At 63.3% G+C, this 19383-nt stretch carries 18 protein-coding genes; 15 read left to right on the plus strand and 3 right to left on the minus strand.

The window, feature by feature from the left end:
• Nucleotide 1: 1 nt before the first annotated feature.
• Nucleotides 2–376: a hydroxyisourate hydrolase gene (gene uraH, locus NKI58_RS03800; RefSeq protein ID WP_352620696.1), complete on the minus strand. Its 375-nt coding sequence runs from the start codon at nt 374–376 to the stop codon at nt 2–4.
• Between the two features lie 172 nt (nt 377–548).
• Here uraH and puuE point away from each other — a divergent pair, with 172 nt between their 5' ends.
• From puuE to NKI58_RS03865, 13 genes are all read left to right on the plus strand, one after another.
• The gene (gene puuE, locus NKI58_RS03805; RefSeq protein WP_352783854.1) at nt 549–1982 is read left to right on the plus strand and encodes an allantoinase PuuE; all 1434 of its coding nucleotides are present in this window, start codon (nt 549–551) and stop codon (nt 1980–1982) included.
• Nucleotides 1983–2045: 63 nt separating this feature from the next.
• Nucleotides 2046–2894 carry a bifunctional allantoicase/(S)-ureidoglycine aminohydrolase gene (locus tag NKI58_RS03810; RefSeq protein WP_502897028.1) on the plus strand — a complete coding sequence of 283 codons (849 nt, stop codon included), beginning with the start codon at nt 2046–2048 and terminating at the stop codon, nt 2892–2894.
• A complete protein-coding gene (locus tag NKI58_RS03815; RefSeq protein ID WP_023676220.1) occupies nt 2891–3394 on the plus strand; it encodes an ureidoglycolate lyase in 504 nt (167 codons plus the stop codon). Before NKI58_RS03810 ends, NKI58_RS03815 begins: the two co-directional genes overlap by 4 nt.
• Nucleotides 3394–3987, plus strand: a complete 594-nt coding sequence (locus NKI58_RS03820; RefSeq protein WP_352454754.1) for a nucleoside deaminase — start codon at nt 3394–3396, stop codon at nt 3985–3987. Before NKI58_RS03815 ends, NKI58_RS03820 begins: the two co-directional genes overlap by 1 nt.
• An 85-nt stretch (nt 3988–4072) precedes the next feature.
• Nucleotides 4073–6055, plus strand: a complete 1983-nt coding sequence (locus NKI58_RS03825; protein WP_352783849.1) for a CocE/NonD family hydrolase — start codon at nt 4073–4075, stop codon at nt 6053–6055.
• A gap of 154 nt (nt 6056–6209) precedes the next feature.
• Nucleotides 6210–7796 carry an ABC transporter substrate-binding protein gene (locus NKI58_RS03830; RefSeq protein WP_352782218.1) on the plus strand — a complete coding sequence of 529 codons (1587 nt, stop codon included), beginning with the start codon at nt 6210–6212 and terminating at the stop codon, nt 7794–7796.
• Nucleotides 7797–7812: 16 nt separating this feature from the next.
• Nucleotides 7813–8772, plus strand: coding sequence for an ABC transporter permease (locus NKI58_RS03835; RefSeq protein ID WP_023676218.1), 960 nt, complete (start codon nt 7813–7815; stop codon nt 8770–8772).
• A gap of 11 nt (nt 8773–8783) precedes the next feature.
• A complete protein-coding gene (locus NKI58_RS03840; protein ID WP_023676217.1) occupies nt 8784–9611 on the plus strand; it encodes an ABC transporter permease in 828 nt (275 codons plus the stop codon).
• On the plus strand, nt 9611–11296 hold the full coding sequence (locus tag NKI58_RS03845) for an ABC transporter ATP-binding protein (RefSeq protein WP_023676216.1): 1686 nt from the start codon (nt 9611–9613) through the stop codon (nt 11294–11296). The genes NKI58_RS03840 and NKI58_RS03845 overlap by 1 nt, the downstream gene beginning before the upstream one ends.
• Before the next feature lie 93 nt (nt 11297–11389).
• A complete protein-coding gene (locus tag NKI58_RS03850; protein ID WP_084641081.1) occupies nt 11390–12229 on the plus strand; it encodes an alkaline phosphatase family protein in 840 nt (279 codons plus the stop codon).
• Nucleotides 12230–12362: 133 nt separating this feature from the next.
• A complete protein-coding gene (locus tag NKI58_RS03855; protein WP_023676214.1) occupies nt 12363–12926 on the plus strand; it encodes a sigma-70 family RNA polymerase sigma factor in 564 nt (187 codons plus the stop codon).
• Entirely contained in the window at nt 12923–13591 is a 669-nt protein-coding gene (locus tag NKI58_RS03860) for an anti-sigma factor (protein ID WP_352568403.1), read from the plus strand. The genes NKI58_RS03855 and NKI58_RS03860 overlap by 4 nt, the downstream gene beginning before the upstream one ends.
• A complete protein-coding gene (locus NKI58_RS03865; protein WP_023680216.1) occupies nt 13581–15020 on the plus strand; it encodes a S8 family serine peptidase in 1440 nt (479 codons plus the stop codon). The genes NKI58_RS03860 and NKI58_RS03865 overlap by 11 nt, the downstream gene beginning before the upstream one ends.
• Before the next feature lie 5 nt (nt 15021–15025).
• Here NKI58_RS03865 and NKI58_RS03870 read toward each other — a convergent pair whose 3' ends face one another.
• Nucleotides 15026–15520: a DUF8737 domain-containing protein gene (locus tag NKI58_RS03870; protein WP_023680217.1), complete on the minus strand. Its 495-nt coding sequence runs from the start codon at nt 15518–15520 to the stop codon at nt 15026–15028.
• 81 nt (nt 15521–15601) lie between these two features.
• Between NKI58_RS03870 and NKI58_RS03875 the strand changes: the two genes are divergently transcribed.
• Nucleotides 15602–16510: a LysR family transcriptional regulator gene (locus tag NKI58_RS03875; protein WP_023680218.1), complete on the plus strand. Its 909-nt coding sequence runs from the start codon at nt 15602–15604 to the stop codon at nt 16508–16510.
• A 72-nt stretch (nt 16511–16582) separates the two neighbouring features.
• Here the strand turns inward: NKI58_RS03875 and NKI58_RS03880 are convergent, their stop codons facing one another.
• Complete coding sequence (locus tag NKI58_RS03880) at nt 16583–17605, minus strand: substrate-binding domain-containing protein (RefSeq protein WP_031213013.1); 1023 nt, start codon at nt 17603–17605, stop codon at nt 16583–16585.
• 362 nt (nt 17606–17967) lie between these two features.
• Between NKI58_RS03880 and NKI58_RS03885 the strand changes: the two genes are divergently transcribed.
• Nucleotides 17968–19323 carry an ABC transporter substrate-binding protein gene (locus NKI58_RS03885; RefSeq protein ID WP_023680220.1) on the plus strand — a complete coding sequence of 452 codons (1356 nt, stop codon included), beginning with the start codon at nt 17968–17970 and terminating at the stop codon, nt 19321–19323.
• The last annotated feature ends 60 nt before the right edge of the window (nt 19324–19383 follow it).

Consider the following 19383-nt stretch of genomic DNA (forward strand, 5'->3'; position numbering starts at 1 on the left):
CTCAGCTTCCCCGGTAAGTCGAATAGCCGTAAGGCGACATGAGCAGCGGCACATGATAGTGCACCGGCTCGGCCATACCGAAGCGGATCGGCACATGGTCGAGGAAGGCCGGTTCCGGCAGTTTTGTCCCTTGCCGGCGCAGATAATCGCCAGCCGCAAAGACCAGCTCGTATTCGCCGGTACGGAATTCCGCGCCGGCAAGCAGCGGAGCATCGCAACGGCCGTCATCATTGGTGACGACCGTTTTCAGATGCGTCCGGGCCTGACCGTCAAGATGATAGAGCTCGATCGACAGACCGGCCGCCGGTTTGCCGGCTGCAGTGTCGAGGACGTGGGTCGTCAGGCGCCCGCCTTCGGCTTTCGACGTTTCCGCCACTGGCTGCTCCATTCCCTGCACAGTCGAACACTATTCATGAATTGTGCGCCAATTAAAGGCGATGCATAAGTCCCGGTCGAGCGGAGCGCGACAAAAACACTTTCAAAAATTTCGGGGGAATGCGCAGGCACTCCTTTCGACTATCCTGATCACAATTCCGGCAGGAGCGAGAATGCGTTACGAACGAGACATGCGGGGCTATGGAGCCAATCCGCCGGATCCGAAATGGCCCGGCGGGGCGCATGTCGCCGTGCAGTTCGTCGTCAATTACGAAGAGGGCGGCGAGAATTGCGTCCTCCACGGCGACAAGGCTTCGGAGGCTTTCCTGTCGGAGATCGTCGGCGCCGCGCCCTGGCCCGGCCAGCGCCACTGGAACATGGAATCGATCTACGAATACGGCGCCCGTTCCGGCTTCTGGCGATTGCTGCGCCTGTTCAGCGCGGCGCAAGTGCCGGTCACCTGCTACGGCGTCGCCACGGCCCTGGCGCGTTCGCCCGATCAGGTTGCGGCGATGCAGGAGGCCGGCTGGGAGATCGCCTCGCACGGGCTGAAATGGATCGACTACCGCGACCATGCGCCAGAAGACGAGCGCCGCGACATGGAAGCGGCGATCCGGCTGCATTATGAGGTCACAGGCGCGCGGCCGACCGGCTGGTACACCGGGCGCACCTCGATCAACACGGTGCGGCTGGCGGCGGAAGAGGGCGGCTTCGACTATGTGTCGGACACCTATGACGACGAACTGCCCTACTGGTTCGAGCACGTGGCGCCGGATGGCACGGCGAAACCGCAGCTGATCATCCCCTACACGCTCGACGCCAACGACATGCGCTTTGCCACGCCGCAAGGCTTCAACTCGGGCGACCAGTTCTTTGCCTATCTCAGGGATAGTTTCGATACGCTCTATGCCGAGGGCAAGGCAGGACGGCCGCGCATGATGAACATCGGCCTGCACTGCCGCCTCGTCGGCCGGCCGGGCCGGGTCGCGGCACTGAAGCGCTTCATCGACTACGTCAAATCACACGACAAGGTCTGGCTGGCACGGCGCATCGACATCGCAAAACATTGGCAGGAGACGCATCCGTTCCGGTTGCCGGCGCTGCGCCCGTCGAAAATGGAATTCGAGGCCTTCGTCCATACATTTGGCGGCGTGTTCGAGCATTCGCCGTGGATTGCCGAGCGCGCTTATGAGCTGGAGCTCGGCCCGGCGCATGAAAGTGCCGGCGGCCTGCACAATGCGCTCTGCCGCGTCTTTCGCGCGGCAAGCGAGGCCGATCGGCTTTCCGTGCTCAATGCGCATCCCGACCTTGCCGGAAAACTGGCGCAGGCCAAGCGGCTGACGGCGGAATCGTCGAGGGAACAGGCTTCGGCCGGCCTCGACGCGCTGACCGACAAGGAGCGCGAGCTGTTCGCAAAACTCAATGCCGCCTACGTCACCAGTTTCGGTTTCCCCTTCATTATTGCGGTGAAAGGCAAGACCAAGGGGGAGATCCTGGCCGAGTTCGAGGCGCGTATTGGCAACAGCCACGATGTCGAATTCGAAACCGCCTGCAGACAGGTCGAGCGCATCGCGCTGCTTCGTCTCAAGGACATGCTTCCGCAATAGGCTTTGGCTGCCGCGATAGGCCTTGGCGTCCGCAACAGGCTTGAATTTATGGATATGATGAAAATGGCCGAGCGAACCTATTATGCGCCGCAGGGCGGACATCCCGGCCAGAGCGAATTGCTGACCGGCCGCGCTGTGTTCACACAGGCCTATGCCGTCATCCCCAAGGGCGTGATGCAGGACATCGTCACCAGCGCCTTGCCGTTCTGGGATGGGACACGCGTCTGGGTGCTGTCGCGGCCGCTGTCGGGTTTTGCCGAGACGTTTTCGCAATATATCGTCGAGCTCGCGCCTGGCGGCGGCAGCGACCACCCTGAGCTTGACGCCGCCGCCGAAGGTGCGCTGTTCGTGGTCGAAGGCGAGCTAAGCGTTTCGCTTGCCGGCAAGAAACATAGCTTAAGGCCGGGCGGCTTTGCCTTCCTGCCGCCGGCGAGTGGGTGGACGGTGCACAATGAAAGCGGCGCCGCCGTCCGCTTCCACTGGATCCGCAAGACTTATGATTCAGTCGACGGCATCGAGCCGCCGCAAGCGTTCTTCGTCAACGAACAGGACATCGCGCCGACGCCGATGCCGGGTACCGAAGGCCGATGGGCGACCACGCGCTTCGTCGATCCGGCCGACATGCGCCACGACATGCATGTCACCATCGTCACGCTCGAGCCGGGCGCGGTCATTCCTTTCGCCGAGACGCATGTCATGGAGCACGGGCTTTATGTGCTGGAGGGCAAGGCGGTCTATCGTCTCAACCAGGACTGGGTCGAGGTCGAGGCTGGCGATTATATGTGGCTGCGCGCCTTCTGCCCGCAGGCTTGTTATGCCGGCGGGCCAGGCAAATTCCGCTATCTCCTCTACAAGGACGTCAACCGCCACGCCAAGCTTGGCAGCGCCGGCGTCGCGAGACCTACACCATGACCCGCATCGTCGCGCGGCCGCTGACCCGCGAGAATTTCGCCGAATTCGGCGACGTCATCGATATGGGCGGCGACAACCATTATCCGATCAATGGCGGCAAGGCCGAGCGCTACCATGACCTCGCCACCGCGGAAGCACGAGGGCCGAATGCGCGCGTGCTGATCTCGATGGTGCGTGGCACGCACTATGAGCTGCCGTTGAAGCTTACCATGGTGGAGCGCCATCCGTTTGGCAGCCAGGCCTTCATCCCGCTGTCACCACGGCCGTTCCTGGTCGTCGTCTGCCATGACGGCGAGGAGGGCCCGGGCGAGCCGCATGCCTTCATCACCGCGCCCGGGCAAGGCATCAACTATCCGCGCAATTTGTGGCACGGCGTGCTGACGCCGATCGGCGAGCCGCAGGACTTCCTGGTCGTCGACCGTGGCGGCGACGACTCCAATCTCGAAGAGTGCCATTTCTCGCACGCCTACGAGATACATCTTCCCGATGGGAGCCGGTGATGACCGACATTTCGCTGATCGACCGCCTGCTCGATGTCATAGAGCACGACATCGTGCCGAAGACGGCCGAGGGCGTCGCGCATGGCAACAAGTTGTTCGGCGCGGCGATCCTGCGCAAGGACGACCGTTCGCTGGTGCTTGCCGAAACCAACAACGAGACGGAAAACCCGCTCTGGCATGGCGAGGTGCACTGCCTGAAGCGCTTCTACGAAATGCCGAAGGCCGAGCGCGTCGATACCAAGGACGCGATCTTTCTTGCCACGCACGAACCTTGCTCGCTCTGCCTGTCGGCGATCACCTGGACCGGCTTCGACAATTTCTTCTATCTGTTCAGCCACGAGGACTCGCGCGACAGCTTCGACATCCCGCACGATTTGAAGATCCTGAAAGAGGTCTTCACCCTCGATCCCGGCGGCTACAATGCCGAGAATGCCTATTGGAAGAGCTTTTCGATCCGCAAATTGGTGCGCTCGCTGCCCGACCCCGAGCGCGGTCGGCTGGAAGCGCGCATCCACACAATATCAGCGCGCTATGACGAATTGTCCGGCGCCTATCAGGCCGGCAAGGACGAAAACGACATTCCGCTGAATTGACGCGGATTGACCAGCCGAATTCGTTGACTGGCCCATGACGCGCTCTCACGGGCTCCATCATCTGGCGCTCCTGGAGTTCGCCCGCATGAAAATCGTCACTGAATTCCCCCGAAAGATCGTCGAATTTCCGGATATGAGGATCATCATGCCGGACGGCTGCCGGCTGTCGGCGCGGGTGTGGATGCCGGCCGATGCTGCCGACGACCCAGTGCCGGCAATCCTCGAACACCTGCCCTATCGCAAGCGCGACGGCACGATCTATCGTGATCAGCTGACGCATCCCTATTTTGCCGGCCACGGCTACGCCTCGATCCGCGTCGACATGCGCGGCAATGGCGATTCCGAAGGGCTGATGGACGACGAATATTCCGAGCAGGAATTGCAGGACGCTTGCGACGTCATCGCCTGGGCGGCGGACCAGCCCTGGTGCAACGGCAATGTCGGCATGATGGGCATTTCGTGGGGCGGCTTCAACTGCCTGCAGGTGGCGTCTAAGCAGCCGCCGGCGCTGAAGGCGGTCATCAGTCTCTGTTCGACGGTCGACCGCTATGCCGACGACATCCACTACAAGGGCGGCTGCCTGCTGATCGAGAATTTCGGCTGGGCCTCGACCATGCTGTCCTATTCGTCAAGGCCGCCGGATCCGTTGCTGGCCGGCGACAACAGATGGCGCGACCTGTGGCTGACCAGGCTGGAGAACCAGCCATTCCTGGCACCGCTGTGGCTGAAGCACCAGCATCGCGATGCCTATTGGAGGCGCGGCTCGATCTGCGAGGACTATTCCGCCATCCATGCCGCGGTGCTGTCGATCGGCGGCTGGCATGATGGCTATCGCAATACGATTTCCCATCTCGCCGTCAATATCGAGGCGCCGGTCAAGGGCATCGTCGGCCCGTGGATCCACAAATACCCGCATTACGCCGCGCCCGAACCGCGCATCGGCTTCCTGCAGGAGGCCTTGCGCTGGTGGGACCGCTGGCTGAAGGACATCGACACCGGCGTCGAGGCCGACCCCGCCTACCGCGCCTATGTCATGGACAGCGTGCGTCCGGCACGCTGGCATCCCGAGCGGCCGGGCCGCTGGGTCGCTGAATCGGAATGGCCGTCACCCAACATCAAGACGCAAGAGGTTGAGCTTATCGCTGAAGGCAACCACGCTATCGTCGCTTCGCCGCAAAGCTGCGGCCTCGCCGGCGGCGAATATTTCCCCTTCACCTTCGGCCCGGAACTGCCGGGTGACCAGCGCCCCGACGATGCGCTGTCGGTGTGCTTCGACCAGCCGGTGCTGACCGAAACGGTCGACATTGTCGGTGCTCCCGAAGTTGTGGTCAGCGTCTCGTCGGACCGGCGCCAGGCGAACATCGCGGTTCGGCTGTGCGACGTCCATCCGGACGGGGCATCGGAGCTGATCTCGTACGGCGTGCTCAACCTGACGCATCGCAACTCGCACGAATTTCCCGAAGCGCTGGTGCCCGGCGAAACCGTCAGCGCCCGGGTGGTGCTCGACCAATGCGCCTATCGCGTGCCGGCCGGCCATCGCTTGCGCGTTGCCGTTTCGAACGCCTACTGGCCGATGATCTGGCCGTCGCCGGAGCCGGTCCGGCTCGAATTGTCGGCCGCGACATTGATGCTGCCGGTACGCCCGCCGGCGACAGGCGACGAGGTCACCTTCCCCGCTCCCGAAGGTGCTGCGCCCTGGGCAACGGAGACGCTTCGGCCCGCCAATTCCGAGCGTCATGTCGATCGCGACGAAAAGACCGGAATGATTACGCTTTCCATCGTCGACGATTTCGGTGAGGTGCGCGACCTGGAGCATGGCCTCGCCAATGGCAGCATCGCCAGAGAGACATGGGCGATCCATCCCGACAATCCGCTGTCAGCCTCGGGCAAGACGCATTGGACCCAGACGCTGTCGCGAAATGGATGGTCGGTGCGCACCGAAACCTTCGCCGAAATGCGGTCCGACGCGCAAAGCTTCGTGGTTAGCGCCAGAATCGAAGCCTACGAAGGCGAAAAACTGGTCTTCGAGCGCAACTTCGAGGAGAAAATCCCGCGCGCACTGCTTTGAGCGCTTATAGCGATTGGTCCAATTGCGACGCACGATTTACGCCACGGCATGTCGCATTCGGTCTTGCTTACCGCTTTCCCTTACGGTCATTATTCTCCCGATAGAAATGAGAAAAACGACCATAAGGTCGGACCAGCAGAGTGAGGAACTCAACATGTCAAACGAACTGGAATATCTGAGCCGGCGCGTTGCGTCCGGCAAGCTGAGCCGTCGCGATTTTCTCGGCCGGGCAGCAGCGCTTGGCGTCACCGCAACCATCGCCAATTCGCTGCTATCCAGGGCTTCCCGCGCGGCGGGTCCGGTCAAGGGCGGCACGCTCAAGGCCGGCCTGGTCGGTGGCGAGTCCACCAACAGCCTCGATCCGGCGCTGTTTATGACGCAGGTGCCGTTCGCCTTCGGCAAGATGTGGGGCGAACTGATCGTCGAACTGTCTCCCGAAGGCAAGCTCGAGAACCGCATCGCCGAGGAGATCGGCTCGTCGGACGACGCCAAGACCTGGACGCTGAAGATCCGCGATGGCGTCGAGTTCCACAACGGCAAGAAGGTGACCGCAGAGGACGTGGCCGCCACCCTCGAACGCCATTCGGACGAGAAGTCAAAGTCCGGTGCGCTCGGTTATATGAAAGGCATCGAGAGCATCAAGGCCAGCGGCAAGGAAGTGGTGCTGACGCTGAAGGAGCCGAATGCCGACCTGCCCTACCTGCTTAGCGACTATCACCTGATCATTCAGCCGAATGGCGGCAAGGACAAGGCCGATGCCGGCATCTCGGCGGGTCCTTACAAGGTCACCACCAACGAGCCCGGCGTGCGCCATGGCGGCGAGCGCTTCGCCAATTATTGGCAGGGCGACAAGATGGGCCATGCCGACCAGATAGAGATCATCGTCATCAACGACGCCACGGCGCGCACGGCCGCCCTGCAGGGCGGCCAGGTCCACATGATCAACCGCGTCGAGCCGAAGATCGTCGATCTGATCAAGCGCGTGCCCGGCGTCACCATCCGCAACCATTCGGGACCCGGCCACTACGTCTTCATCATGCACTGCAACACCGCGCCGTTCGACAACAACGATTTGCGGATGGCGTTGAAGCTGGCGATCGACCGCGAGGAGATGCTGAACAAGGTGCTGCGTGGCTATGGCTCGCTCGGCAACGACTTCCCGATCAATGCATCGTACCCGCTATTCACCGAAATCGAGCAGCGCAAATACGATCCCGACAAGGCCAAGTTCCACTACAAGAAGTCGGGCCATGACGGTGCCGTCCTGCTCCGGACGTCGGACGTCGCCTTCCCCGGTGCCGTCGATGCTGCACAGCTGTTCCAGCAGAGTGCTGCCAAGGCCGGCATCACGCTGGAGATCAAGCGCGAGCCGGGCGACGGCTATTGGTCGGAAGTCTGGAACAAGCAGCCCTTCTGCGCCTCCTACTGGGGCGGCCGGTCGACGCAGGACCAGATGTACTCGACTGCCTATCTGTCGACGGCCGACTGGAACGACACACGGTTCAAGCGTCCGGATTTCGACAAGATGGTGCTGGCGGCTCGCGCCGAGCTCGACGAGGCCAAGCGCAAGGCAATGTACCACGACATGGCTGTGATGGTGCGCGACGAGGGCGGCCTGATCCTGCCGATGTTCAATCAGTTTATCGACGCGACGGGCGCCAAGGTTGCCGGGTGGGTGGATGATCCGCATCAGGAGTTGATGAACGGATATGCTCTGGCGAAGTGCTGGCTCGAAGCCTGAGCCCGGCCTTGCGGATATGTCCTCACCCATCGTGAAACTGGTGGCCCAGCGCATTGCGCTGGGCATTCTGCTGCTGTTGGCCGTTTCGGTCCTGATCTTCGCCGGCACCCAGATCCTGCCCGGCGACGTCGCGCAAGCCATCCTAGGACAGTCGGCGACACCGGAGTCGCTCGCCAATCTGCGCGAGCAGCTCGGCCTCAATGATCCCGCTTACATCCGTTATTTTCGCTGGCTCGGCGGCATTCTGACCGGTGATCTCGGCACGGCGATGTCGAGCGGTCAGGATATCGCAACCTCTATCAAGGGAAGGCTGTGGAACACGCTGTTCCTCGCCTTCTGGGCGGCGGTCGTCGCGGTGCCGCTGGCGATCATCCTCGGGCTGATCGCGGTGCGCTACCGCAATGGCTGGGTCGACAAGCTGATCTCGGGACTGGCGCTGGCCTCGACGTCCTTCCCGGAATTCTTCGTCGGCTATGTGCTCGTCTTTTTCTTCGCGGTGCAACATCAATGGTTTCCCGCCATTTCCACTGTCTATGACGGGATGCCTTTCGGCGAACGCATTCAGGCCATCGCACTGCCGGCGGCGGCGCTGACCCTGGTGGTGCTAGCCCATATGATGCGCATGACGCGCGCCGCGATCCTCAATGTCATGCAGTCGGCCTATGTCGAAACCGCCGAACTCAAGGGGCTTTCGGCCTTCGCGGTCATCCGCAGGCATGCCTTCCCCAATGCCATTGCGCCGATCATCAACGTCGTGATGCTCAATCTCGCTTACCTGATCGTCGGCGTCGTCGTGGTCGAAGTTATCTTTGTCTATCCAGGCATGGGCCAATACCTCGTCGACCACGTCACCAAGCGTGACGTGCCGGTGGTGCAGGCGGTCGGGCTGATCTTCGCCGCCGTCTACATCAGCCTGAACATCATCGCGGACATAGCGGCGATCATCGCCAATCCGCGCCTCAGACATCCGAAATGAGGGGGGCGGGTATGCTCGTCATCAAACGCATCCCCATCCCGGCATTGGTCGGCATCGTGCTGACGGCGCTGTTCGTGCTGGCAGCAATTTTTGCGCCGTGGATCGCGCCGCATGGCAATGCCGAGATCGTCAGCGACGTCCCTTGGGAACCGATGTCGGCGGCGCATTGGCTGGGCACCGACAATCTCGGCCGCGATCTGTTGTCGCGCATGATCTACGGCGCCCGAATCACCCTGTTCATCGCGGTGCTGGCGACCGCGCTGTCGTTCTCGCTCGGTGCCATCCTCGGCTTCTCGGCCGCGGTGTTCGGCGGCTGGTTCGACACGCTTCTGTCGCGTCTCGTCGATCTCCTGATGTCGATCCCGACATTGATCATGGCCCTTGTCGTGCTGTCGGTGCTGCCATCCAATCTGGTGACGCTGATCCTGGTCATGGGCGTTCTGGATTCGACCCGCGTCTACCGCCTGTCGAGGGCGGTCGCCGTCGACATCAACGTCATGGATTATGTCGAGGCGGCCAAATTGCGCGGCGAAGGCAGCGGCTGGATCATCTTCCGCGAGATCCTGCCCAATGCGCTGTCGCCGCTGGTTTCGGAACTCGGCCTGCGCTTCATCTATGCCGTACTGTTCCTGTCGACGCTGTCCTTCCTCGGCCTTGGCGTGCAGCCGCCTAGCGCCGATTGGGGCGGCATGGTCAAGGAAAACAAGGACGGCATCGTCTTCGGCATAGGCGCCGCCCTCATTCCGGCGGCGGCGATCGCAGCGCTGGCGATTTCCGTCAATCTCGTCGCCGACTGGGTGCTCAACCGCACGACAAGCCTGAAGGGAGGACGCGGGTAATGGCTGACAAGCAACCGAAGCCCGGGCAACCGAAGCCCGGGCAACCGAAGTCCGGCGTGCTGCTCGACATTCGCAATCTGCGCATCGAGGCCACGGTATATCCGCCGGGTGAGGCGCCGAAGAACATCGTGCTGGTGCACGATGTCTCGCTGACGCTGGAGAAGGGCAAGGTGCTTGGCCTGATCGGCGAGTCCGGCGCCGGCAAATCGACCATCGGCCTGTCGTCGATGGGCTACGGCCGCGGCGGCGTGCGCATCACCGGCGGCGAGGTCATCCTCAATGGCCGCGACATCCTGAAGGGCGGCAACGAAGGGTTTCGCAAATTGCGCGGCCGCGAGGTCTGCTATGTCGCGCAATCGGCGGCAGCCGCCTTCAATCCGGCGCACAGGCTGATGGACCAGGTGGTCGAGGCAGCACTCCTGCACGGCACGGCGACGCGGGCCGAAGCCGAAAAGCGCGCCGTGGCGCTGTTCAAGAAGCTCAGCCTGCCGAACCCCGAAAGCATCGGCGAGCGCTTCCCCCACCAGGTCTCGGGCGGTCAGCTGCAGCGCGTGATGACGGCAATGGCGCTGTGCTCGGAACCCGACCTGATCGTCTTCGACGAGCCGACCACGGCGCTCGACGTGACGACGCAGATCGACGTCTTGGCGGCGATCAAGGATGCCATCCGCGACACGCATGTCGCGGCGCTCTACATCACTCACGACCTTGCCGTCGTCGCCCAGGTCTCGGACGAGATCATGGTGCTGCGCCACGGCCGGCTGGTCGAATGGGGCGGCACCCGCCAGATCATCAAGGAGCCGCGCCAGGAATACACCAACGCGCTGGTTTCGGTGCATGAGATCGAACACCAGGAGCAGAAGCCTGGCACGAGCCCGTTCCTGTCGGTCAAGAACATCACCGCCGCCTATGGCCGCAGTCACATCAAGGTGCTGAAGAACGTCTCGATCGATATTTTCCCCGGCCAGACGCTGGCGGTGGTCGGCGAGTCCGGCTCCGGCAAATCGACACTGGCGCGCGCCATCACCGGCCTCTTGCCGCCCGAACAAGGCACCGTCACCTTCGACGGACGGCCGCTCGCCAACCGGCTTGCCGACCGGCCGAAAGAGGATCTTCGCCAACTGCAGATGATCTACCAGATGGCCGACGTGGCGATGAACCCGCGCCAGACGGTCGGCACCATCATCGGCCGGCCGCTGGAATTCTATTTCGGTCTGCGCGGAAGGCAACGTGACGCCCGTGTCGCGGAACTGCTCGACAAGATCGAAATGGGCAAAGGCTATGTCGACCGCTATCCGGCCGAGCTTTCGGGCGGCCAGAAGCAGCGCGTCTGCATCGCCCGCTCGCTCGCCGCAAAGCCGAAGCTGATCATCTGCGACGAGGTGACCTCGGCGCTCGATCCGCTGGTCGCCCACGGCATACTGGAGCTGCTCCTCGGGCTGCAGAAAGAGGAAAACGTCGCCTATCTGTTCATCACCCACGACCTGGCCACGGTCAAGTCGATCGCCGATTCAATCGCCGTGATGTATCGCGGCGAAGTGGTGCGCTACGGCGCCAAGAGCACCGTGCTGACGCCACCCTTCGATGCCTACACCGATCTTTTGCTATCGTCGGTGCCAGAAATGGAGATCGGCTGGCTAGAGAAAGCGATCAAGGGACGGCGCATGGCCAGCGCGGGGAACTAGCGGGCCGCCCTTTGCGCCCGACGATCCTGTCCGGGCGTGGATTGAACGGCAGGCCCGCCCTGACTTTTCCGATTAAGCCGCATGGAGGCGCCCTTGGCGCTCAACACAAAACTATTGCTCATCATCCTCGACGGCGTGCCTTACCGGAACTGGCGACGGCTGATGGGCAATCTCGAAGGCTGGGTGCAATCAGGCGAAGCCCGCGTGTGGAAGATGCGCTCCGTGCTGCCGTCGACCTCGGCATCCTGCTATGCCTCGATCCACACCGGCGTGCCGCCTCAAGTGCACGGCATCCTGTCGAACGAGAACCGGTTTCGCGTCGAACAGCCGGACATCTTTTCCGAAGTCAGCAGGGCCGGCGGCAAGACCGGTGCGGTCACCCACTCCTACTGGTCCGAATTCTTTCGGGCCTATCCGTTCGACCTGGTCGAGGACATGGAGTTCGACCAGCCGGGCAGGCCGATCAGCCATGGCCGATTCCACACCATGACCGGCTACAATGCCAGGAACCAGATGACGCCGAGCGACGTCGACCTGTTCGCGACGTTGACCATGCTGACCAGGCGCTACGGCATCGACTACGGCATCCTGCACAGCTGCACGCTGGACTCGATGGGCCACCGCTTCGGCCATGACTGCCACGAGATGGATCATGCCGTCTATGCAATGGACGCCATGCTCGCCGGCTTTCTGCCGCGCTGGCGGGAAGCCGGCTACGAGGTGATCGTCACCGCCGATCATGGCCAGACCGATCGCGGCCATCATGGCGGCCACGACGAGGAGATGCAGGATTTCGCACTTTACTACTTCGGATCCGGCGAGGGTCCGGAAGCCAATACGCTGCTCGATCAGCTGCAGCTCGCGCCGACGGTGCTTGTGCGCCTCGGCGTGCCGGTGCCGGCGACGATGAAGGCCGAGCCATTCCTGAGCTGAGCGCGCGCCCTCTTCTCCCTCTGGCAACGCTCCCGCTCTTCAGTTAGCCTCCGCAAATATACGGGCGGATGCGGTGAACCTTTTTGGGCCGATCAGCGACAGAGCAGGCAGGAGCCAGGCGGCTCGACCGGCGATGACGGCCGCGGAGACCGATCGCGCGCTTGTCGAGCGGGTCGCGAAAGGTGACCGTGCCGCCGTGCGGCTCCTGTTCATGCGCCACCACGCGCGGGTCTACCGCTTCGTGGCACGCCAGACGGGATCGGAACTGATGGCCGACGATATCGCGAACGAGGTGTTCCTCGAACTCTGGCGGCAGGCACCGGCCTTCGAGGGGCGCTCGGAGGTCTCGACATGGCTGCTCGGCATTGCCCGCTTCAAGGCGCTGTCCCTGCTGCGCAAGAAGAAGGAAGACTGGATCGACGACGATGACGCGGCCCGGGTCGCCGACGGCGCCGACACGCCGGAAGTCGTGACGATGAAGGAAGACAAGGCCGCCGCCTTGCGACGCTTTATCGATGCCATGCCGGAAGAGCACCGCACGGTGATCGACCTTGCCTATTATCACGGGCAATCGGTGAGCGAGATCGGCGAGGTACTCGGCATCCCGGTCGCAACGGTCAAGACCAGGATGTTCTACGCCCGCAAGAAACTCGGCGAAGCCCTCAAGGCCGCCGGTTACGACAGGGGGTGGCCATGAGCGCCGCTGAAAAAATGTCACGCCGCGACGAAATGGAAATGCTGCTGCCGTTTTATCTGAACGGCTCGCTGGAGGGCACCGAGCTCGAAGCCATCGAGGAATGGCTGGCGAGCGATCCGGCGGCGATGGCCGCACTAGGCGAGGCCGAGGCCGAATTCTCCGGCACCGCTGCCGCAAACGAGGCAATCCGCCCGCCGGCCGATGCGCTCAGCCGCTTTGCCAAGGCGCTCGACGCCGAGGCCGGCCCGTCCCGCGCGCCTGCGGCATCGTCCTGGCTGGCGCAAGCCTGGAGCCGCTTCATGGCGGTGCCGGTCGGCGTCGCCTGGGCCGCGGCCGCGGTGCTGCTCGCCCTGGTCGTCGCGCAATCCTTTGTGCAGACCGGCAACAGAGGTGGCGATTTCGAGATTGCCGGATCGGAAGACGACCTGGCCAAAATGCCGTTTGCACTTGTGAAGTTCAAACCGGATGCGAAGCTGTCCGACATCATCGCTTTTCTCGACCAGAACCAATTGAAGATCGCCGGCGGGCCGACCGCCGACGGTGTCTTCCGCCTCGGCGTTCCGGCCAAGACCGCCGCCGACTATCAGAAGCTGCTTGGCCTTATTGCCGCCCAGCCTTTCACCGAAGCTGCGCTGGAGGGAAGGAAACCGGCTGATGGCGGCTAAGGCGGTCATTCGATTGACGGCAGCGATGACAATCTTCGCCGCGTCCGCAATGGCGCAGACCAATGACCCGAACCTCACCCAGGCTGAGATCGACTGCCTGAACCGGGGAAATGCTGCCAACGCCGACTGCGCCAAGGATGGCGGCGCCGTGAAGGATGGCGGCAAAGCGCTGGCTCCTGGAATAACGGGCGCGGTGTTTCTTCCGGACTTGATTGTCGACCTGTTCCCCAATCCTGCCGTAGTCACCGAGGCGCCTATACCTCCTGGCAATACTGCAACCCCACCCGCCGTCGCGCCGGCAATACAGGCTGCCGCGCCGGGCGGTCCGGTCGTAGCACCCACCGATCTTGTCGCAACCGAGCCGCCGCGCGCCGTGATCGGCGATTTCGTGCCCGACGAGGTGCTGGTCACGGTCAATGGCGATGCCGGCGCGGTCCAGCAGATCGCGGCCTCGTTCGGCCTCGAGATACGCTCGCAGCGGCAGTCGCGGCTGCTCGGCAACACGCTGGTGCGCTTCGGCATTCCCGATGGCCGCCCGGTCGGCGTCGTGCTGGCGCAACTTGCCGCCGACGGCCGTACTTTGCGGCGTGAGGCCAACCATGTCTACTCGCTGCAGCAGGCGGCCAGCATCGTCAATTATGCGTTCGAGCGCATTGCGCTCGATGCCGACAAAGCCAGCGGCGAGAATGTGCGCGTCGGCGTCATCGACACCGGCATCGATGACGGCAATCCGGCGCTCTCCGGCGTCATCGCCGGGCAGTTCGATGCCATGCCCGACGTGCCGATCAAGGCGCGCGACCACGGCACTTCGGTCGATGGACTGATTGCCGGCACCGGCGCGTTCAAAGGCATGGCGCCGGGTGCCAGGATCTATCACGCCCGCGCCTTCGAGGGCGGCAAGTCGACCATGGACGTCATCCTTTCGGCGCTCGACTGGGCGGCGGAGCAGGATGTCCGCATCATCAATATGAGCTTCGTCGGTCCGAAGAACGACCTGCTCGGCATCGCCTGCCGCAATGCGCGCGCGTTTGGCATCGTGCTGGTTGCGGCCGCCGGCAATAACGGACCGAAGGCGCCCTATGGTTATCCGGCCGCCTTCGACGGCGTGATGGCGGTGACGGCCACCGATGCCAAGGACGGGCTGATGCCGCAGGCCAATCGCGGCGCCTATGTCTTCATCTCCGCTCCCGGCGTCGAGATGGTGGCGCCGAGCGGCGCCGGCTCGGACGTGGTGACCGGGACGTCCTTCGCCGCAGCGATCGTGACCGGCGCCGTCGCCAACCTGTTCCATGCCGCACCCGACCGTTCGGCCGACTGGGTCGAGAAAGCACTTGCCGCCACCGCCAGGGATCTCGGCCCCAAGGGGCGGGACAATGATTTCGGCTTTGGCCTGCTGAATACCAAGGCGGCCGAGGCGGCGAAGGAATAGCCCGCTCAAGTCGCGTTTTGCTGAGGACGTAGCAGAAAATAGAATGCGGCGATGTGCGTTATCATCAGCAGCGGTACGTAGATGATCGGGATCGCGTAGGTGGCGCCCAGTTCGCCTGCGCGTGCAGGAAGGCCGATCTGGACGGCATGGTAATAGTCGACGATGAGGTCGACCGTCCCTGCGACATTGAAGGCGACGACCAACGGCCAGAAGAGCGGGCGTATCCTCACCGTGAGCAGCGCCAGCATGGCCAGCACGCCAGTCGCGAAATCGCCGTAGGCGGCGAATACGGCGAAGTCGGTGGGCAGATTGGGGCTTACGACACCTGGAACCATGAAGACGAGCCCGAAGAAGCGGAAGCTGTGCAGCGTAGCGATGGCGCGTTGCGCCGCGACCCGGTCCATCGACCTGAGCCACGGCAAACCGTACGCGCCGAAGCAAAGCAGCCACGCGACATAGCCGAGAGCAAGATGGGTTTGGAACACCATTTCCGTGGACATTTGGCCTTCTCTCAACAGTTGATTCACGCGGCTTTAAGCCCGCTACCGCAATTCGACTATCCGGTGTAATCACAACAACCTATGAAGCAGAACTACACAGTCCGACATGGTGCGCTGGAGGGCGTCGAGGCGTTCCTGGCCGTCGCCAGGCGCCTCAGTTTCCGCCGTGCCGCCGCCGATCTCGGCGTGACGCCATCCGCCGTGAGCCAGACGGTGCGCGCGCTGGAAGCCCGCCTGGGCACGGCGCTGTTCGTCCGCACGACGCGGAGCGTTGGTTTAACCGAGCCTGGCCAGCGGTTCCTCGACCGTGCCGGCCCGGCGTTCGAAGAGCTTGTCGCGGCCGGCGAGGCCGCCCGCGATATCGGCCAGCGGCCGACCGGTCTGCTGCGCCTGTCTGTGCCCCGCGCTATCGTGCCGCTGATGTTGGAGCCGCTGATCGCGTCGTTCTGCCAAGCCTATCCTGAGATCGAACTGGAGATCGCCGTGAGCGACCAGATGGTCGATCTCGCGACCGGCGGGTTCGATGCCGGCATCCGCCTCGGCCAGCTCATCGCCGCCGACATGGTCGCGGTGCGGCTGACAGCGCCGTTCTCGTTCGTGGTCGTCGGCAGCCCTGACTATTTTGAGCGCCACGGCCGTCCCGAGCGTGTCGACGACTTGCGCCACCACGCCTGCTTACGCTTGCGCCGCTCGAATGGCAGCATCGCGCCCTGGTCGTTCATCGACGGCAACGGCGCGATCGAAGCGGTCGTCTCAGGCCCGCTGATCGCGCACGACTATTCGACGTTGGTCGGGGCTGCGATGCGGGGCGTCGGGCTGGCGCAGACACCGCGACCACTCGCCGAAGGTCTGATAGCCGAAGGAAAACTCCAGTCGGTGCTGGACAGCGTCGCCACGACGACGCCGGGTGTCTTCCTTTATCATCCCGGCAAGCGCCAAGTCCTGCCGAAGCTGCGCGCCTTCATCGATCACCTCAAATCCGCGGCCTGAGACCAGGACGCACCCGCTGGTGCTGGCCAACAGCCGCCAAGAGTCGACCTCGGCCGTTCAGAGTGATTGCCTCTAGGCCGGCGCGCCGGCGACCGATCCCCTGACCACCAGGTCGACCGGCCAGACTTCGCCGCGAGCGCCCTCCTCCAGGCCGGAAATCCGCGCCGCCAGCCGTTCGGCGATGCGCGCGCCGGCGAGGCGGATCGACGAACGCGTCGTCGACAGCGGCACCGAAAAATTTTCCGGCTTCAGCCAGGGAAAGACGTCGTCATGGGCGATCAGCGACAGGTCGCCCGGAATGGTCAGGCCGAGATCGCGCACCGCGCGCACCACGCCGAGCGCCATGATCAGGCTGGAGCAGGCGATCGCCGTCGGCGCGTCACTTTGTTCCAGCAAGCGCCGGGCGGCGCGGTAGCCGTTCTCCTCGGTCATGGTGAGCGAACAGACATGCTGATCACGAAGCACCAGGCCGCTCGCCGCAAGCGCGCGGCGCACGCCGCGCTCGCGATGGATGGCGAAGGTCTCGCGATCGTCGCCGTTGATCAGCGCCAGACGCCTATGACCGAGCTGAACGAGTAGCCGCGCCGCCTCGTGGAAGGCGCCCTCATTGTCGATGTCGGTGAACGGATAGTCGAAATCGAAGCCTTCGCTGCGGCCATGGACGATGAAAGGAATGCCGAGCGTATTGACCAGCGCCACCCGCCGGTCGGCCGGCCTCGGCGACGAGATATAGACCGCGTCGACCTGCCGGTTGGCGACAATGCGGCGGTACGTCGTCTCCTGGTCGTCGGCATCGGCCGGTGACAGCACCAGGTCGAGCTCGTGCGAACGCGCATAGTCGCCGAGGCCGGACAGGAACTCGACGAAATGCGGGTCGATGTCGACGGTCGTCCCCGTCGGCAGAACATAGCCGATCATGCCGGTCTTGCCGGTCGCCAGCCGACGGGCGCTCGGATTGGGGCGATAGCCGTGACGCTTGGCGGCATCGACCACCCGCCGGCGCGTTTCCTCGTTGACTTCGGGGTAGCCGTTCAATGCGCGGCTCACCGTAGTCTGCGAAAGCGCCAGCATGTGGGAGAGCTGCTTGAGGTTCACCGGAGGCCTCCAAACCTCAAAGCGCTTTTAATCTGAATCGAGCTGGCCGCTACGAACCGCGTTGCCGAGCGCACTGACCATACGCACGGTTCGGACCGATTTGAAGCCGAATTTGCTGCTGCACCGCCAGAAAACTGTGCTGCAGCGCACTTTTGCCGGCACTCGGCCGCAGAAATTAAATCGATTAGTCTGGCTTTCTCTTGACTCCGGATCAATTCAGTGGCGTGATCAAAATCACCAAAGCGCTTTGGAAGACTCTACGAAAGGTTGCAGTTCCTTTCCGACTGAGTCACAGTCCTGCAGCGCCGGCGGACGGAATGGAGGTTTCGTTCGGTGTTTGTCACCACTGGGAGGGAATACCGATGAAGAAAATGCTTCTGCTGGGCGCTGCGTTTGCCACGCTTGCGCTCGCCATGCCGGCGCAAGCCGAATTGAAGTTCAAGCCGGGCGAAGATCCCCGTTTCAACTGGGCGAACTACGAAGAGCTCAAGAAAGTCGACCTCAAGGGCGAGACGCTGACGATCTTCGGACCGTGGCGCGGCGAGGACGAAGGGCTTATCCGCACCGTCCTCGATTACTTCTCCGAAGCCACCGGCGCCGAGATCAAGTACTCCTCGTCGGAGAATTACGAGCAGCAGATCGTCATCGACACGCAGGCCGGCAGCCCGCCCAACATTGCCGTGCTGCCGCAGCCGGGCCTGATCCAGGATCTGGCATCGAAGGGCCTTTTGACGCCGCTCGGCGACGACACGGCCAACTGGGTCAAGGACAATTACGGCGCCGGCCAATCCTGGGTCGACCTCGGCACGTTCAAGGACAAGGACGGCAAGCCCGGCTTCTTCGCCTTTCCGTATAAGGCCGACGTGAAGTCGCTGGTCTGGTACTCGCCGGACAATTTCGAGGAAGCGGGCTACAAGGTGCCGAAGACGCAGGAAGAGCTTGCCGAGCTCGAAAAGAAGATCATCGGCGACGGCGGCACGCCATGGTGCATCGGGCTTGGTTCGGGCGGCGCCACCGGCTGGCCGGCGACCGACTGGGTCGAAGACATCATGCTGCGCACCCAGACGCCCGAGACCTACGACAAATGGGTGAAGAACGAAATTCCGTTCAACGATCCGGCAGTGGTCAACGCCATCGACATTTTCGGCAAGATCGCGACCGACGACAAGATGGTCGAGGGCGGCGCCAAGGCGGTTGCGGCGACCGATTTCCGTGACAGCCCGAAGGGCCTCTTCTCGGTGCCGCCGAAATGCTATCTGCACCACCAGGCATCGTTCATCCCGACCTTCTTCCCGCAAGGCACCAAGATCGGCGAGGATGCCGACTTCTTCTATTACCCGCCCTACGCCTCCAAGCCCGAGCTCGGCACTCCGGTGCTCGGCGCCGGCACGCTGGCCATGATCACTAAAGATAGCAAGAGTGCCCGCGCGTTCATCGAATTCCTGAAGCTGCCGCTCGCTCATGAGATCTGGATGGCACAGGGCGGCTTCGTGACGCCGTTCAAGTCGGTCAACAAGGACGCCTATGCTAGCGACGCGCTGAAGAAGCAGGGCGAGATCCTGGCCAACGCCTCGACCTTCCGCTTCGACGGGTCCGACCTGATGCCGGGCAAGATCGGCGCCGGTGCGTTCTGGACCGGCATGATCGACCTGGTCGGCGGCAAGTCCGCCCAGGACGTCGCCACTGACATCCAGAAAAGCTGGGACGCGATCAAGTAAGCGGCCGGCTTGAGTTCCCAATGTGATGTGGTCCGGGCCTCAACCGCCCCGGACCCTACC

It is taken from the genome of Mesorhizobium sp. M0522, from assembly GCF_040321085.1.
Lineage (GTDB): Bacteria > Pseudomonadota > Alphaproteobacteria > Rhizobiales > Rhizobiaceae > Mesorhizobium.

Coding starts and splice junctions, on each gene's coding strand:
- puuE (WP_352783854.1), top strand. CDS start 549: ATGCGTTACGAACGAGACATGCGGGGCTATGGAGCCAATCCGCCGGAT.
- NKI58_RS03810 (WP_502897028.1), top strand. CDS start 2,046: ATGGCCGAGCGAACCTATTATGCGCCGCAGGGCGGACATCCCGGCCAG.
- NKI58_RS03815 (WP_023676220.1), top strand. CDS start 2,891: ATGACCCGCATCGTCGCGCGGCCGCTGACCCGCGAGAATTTCGCCGAA.
- NKI58_RS03820 (WP_352454754.1), top strand. CDS start 3,394: ATGACCGACATTTCGCTGATCGACCGCCTGCTCGATGTCATAGAGCAC.
- NKI58_RS03825 (WP_352783849.1), top strand. CDS start 4,073: ATGAAAATCGTCACTGAATTCCCCCGAAAGATCGTCGAATTTCCGGAT.
- NKI58_RS03830 (WP_352782218.1), top strand. CDS start 6,210: ATGTCAAACGAACTGGAATATCTGAGCCGGCGCGTTGCGTCCGGCAAG.
- NKI58_RS03835 (WP_023676218.1), top strand. CDS start 7,813: ATGTCCTCACCCATCGTGAAACTGGTGGCCCAGCGCATTGCGCTGGGC.
- NKI58_RS03840 (WP_023676217.1), top strand. CDS start 8,784: ATGCTCGTCATCAAACGCATCCCCATCCCGGCATTGGTCGGCATCGTG.
- NKI58_RS03845 (WP_023676216.1), top strand. CDS start 9,611: ATGGCTGACAAGCAACCGAAGCCCGGGCAACCGAAGCCCGGGCAACCG.
- NKI58_RS03855 (WP_023676214.1), top strand. CDS start 12,363: ATGACGGCCGCGGAGACCGATCGCGCGCTTGTCGAGCGGGTCGCGAAA.
- NKI58_RS03860 (WP_352568403.1), top strand. CDS start 12,923: ATGAGCGCCGCTGAAAAAATGTCACGCCGCGACGAAATGGAAATGCTG.
- NKI58_RS03865 (WP_023680216.1), top strand. CDS start 13,581: ATGGCGGCTAAGGCGGTCATTCGATTGACGGCAGCGATGACAATCTTC.
- NKI58_RS03870 (WP_023680217.1), bottom strand. CDS start 15,520: ATGTCCACGGAAATGGTGTTCCAAACCCATCTTGCTCTCGGCTATGTC.
- NKI58_RS03875 (WP_023680218.1), top strand. CDS start 15,602: ATGAAGCAGAACTACACAGTCCGACATGGTGCGCTGGAGGGCGTCGAG.
- NKI58_RS03885 (WP_023680220.1), top strand. CDS start 17,968: ATGAAGAAAATGCTTCTGCTGGGCGCTGCGTTTGCCACGCTTGCGCTC.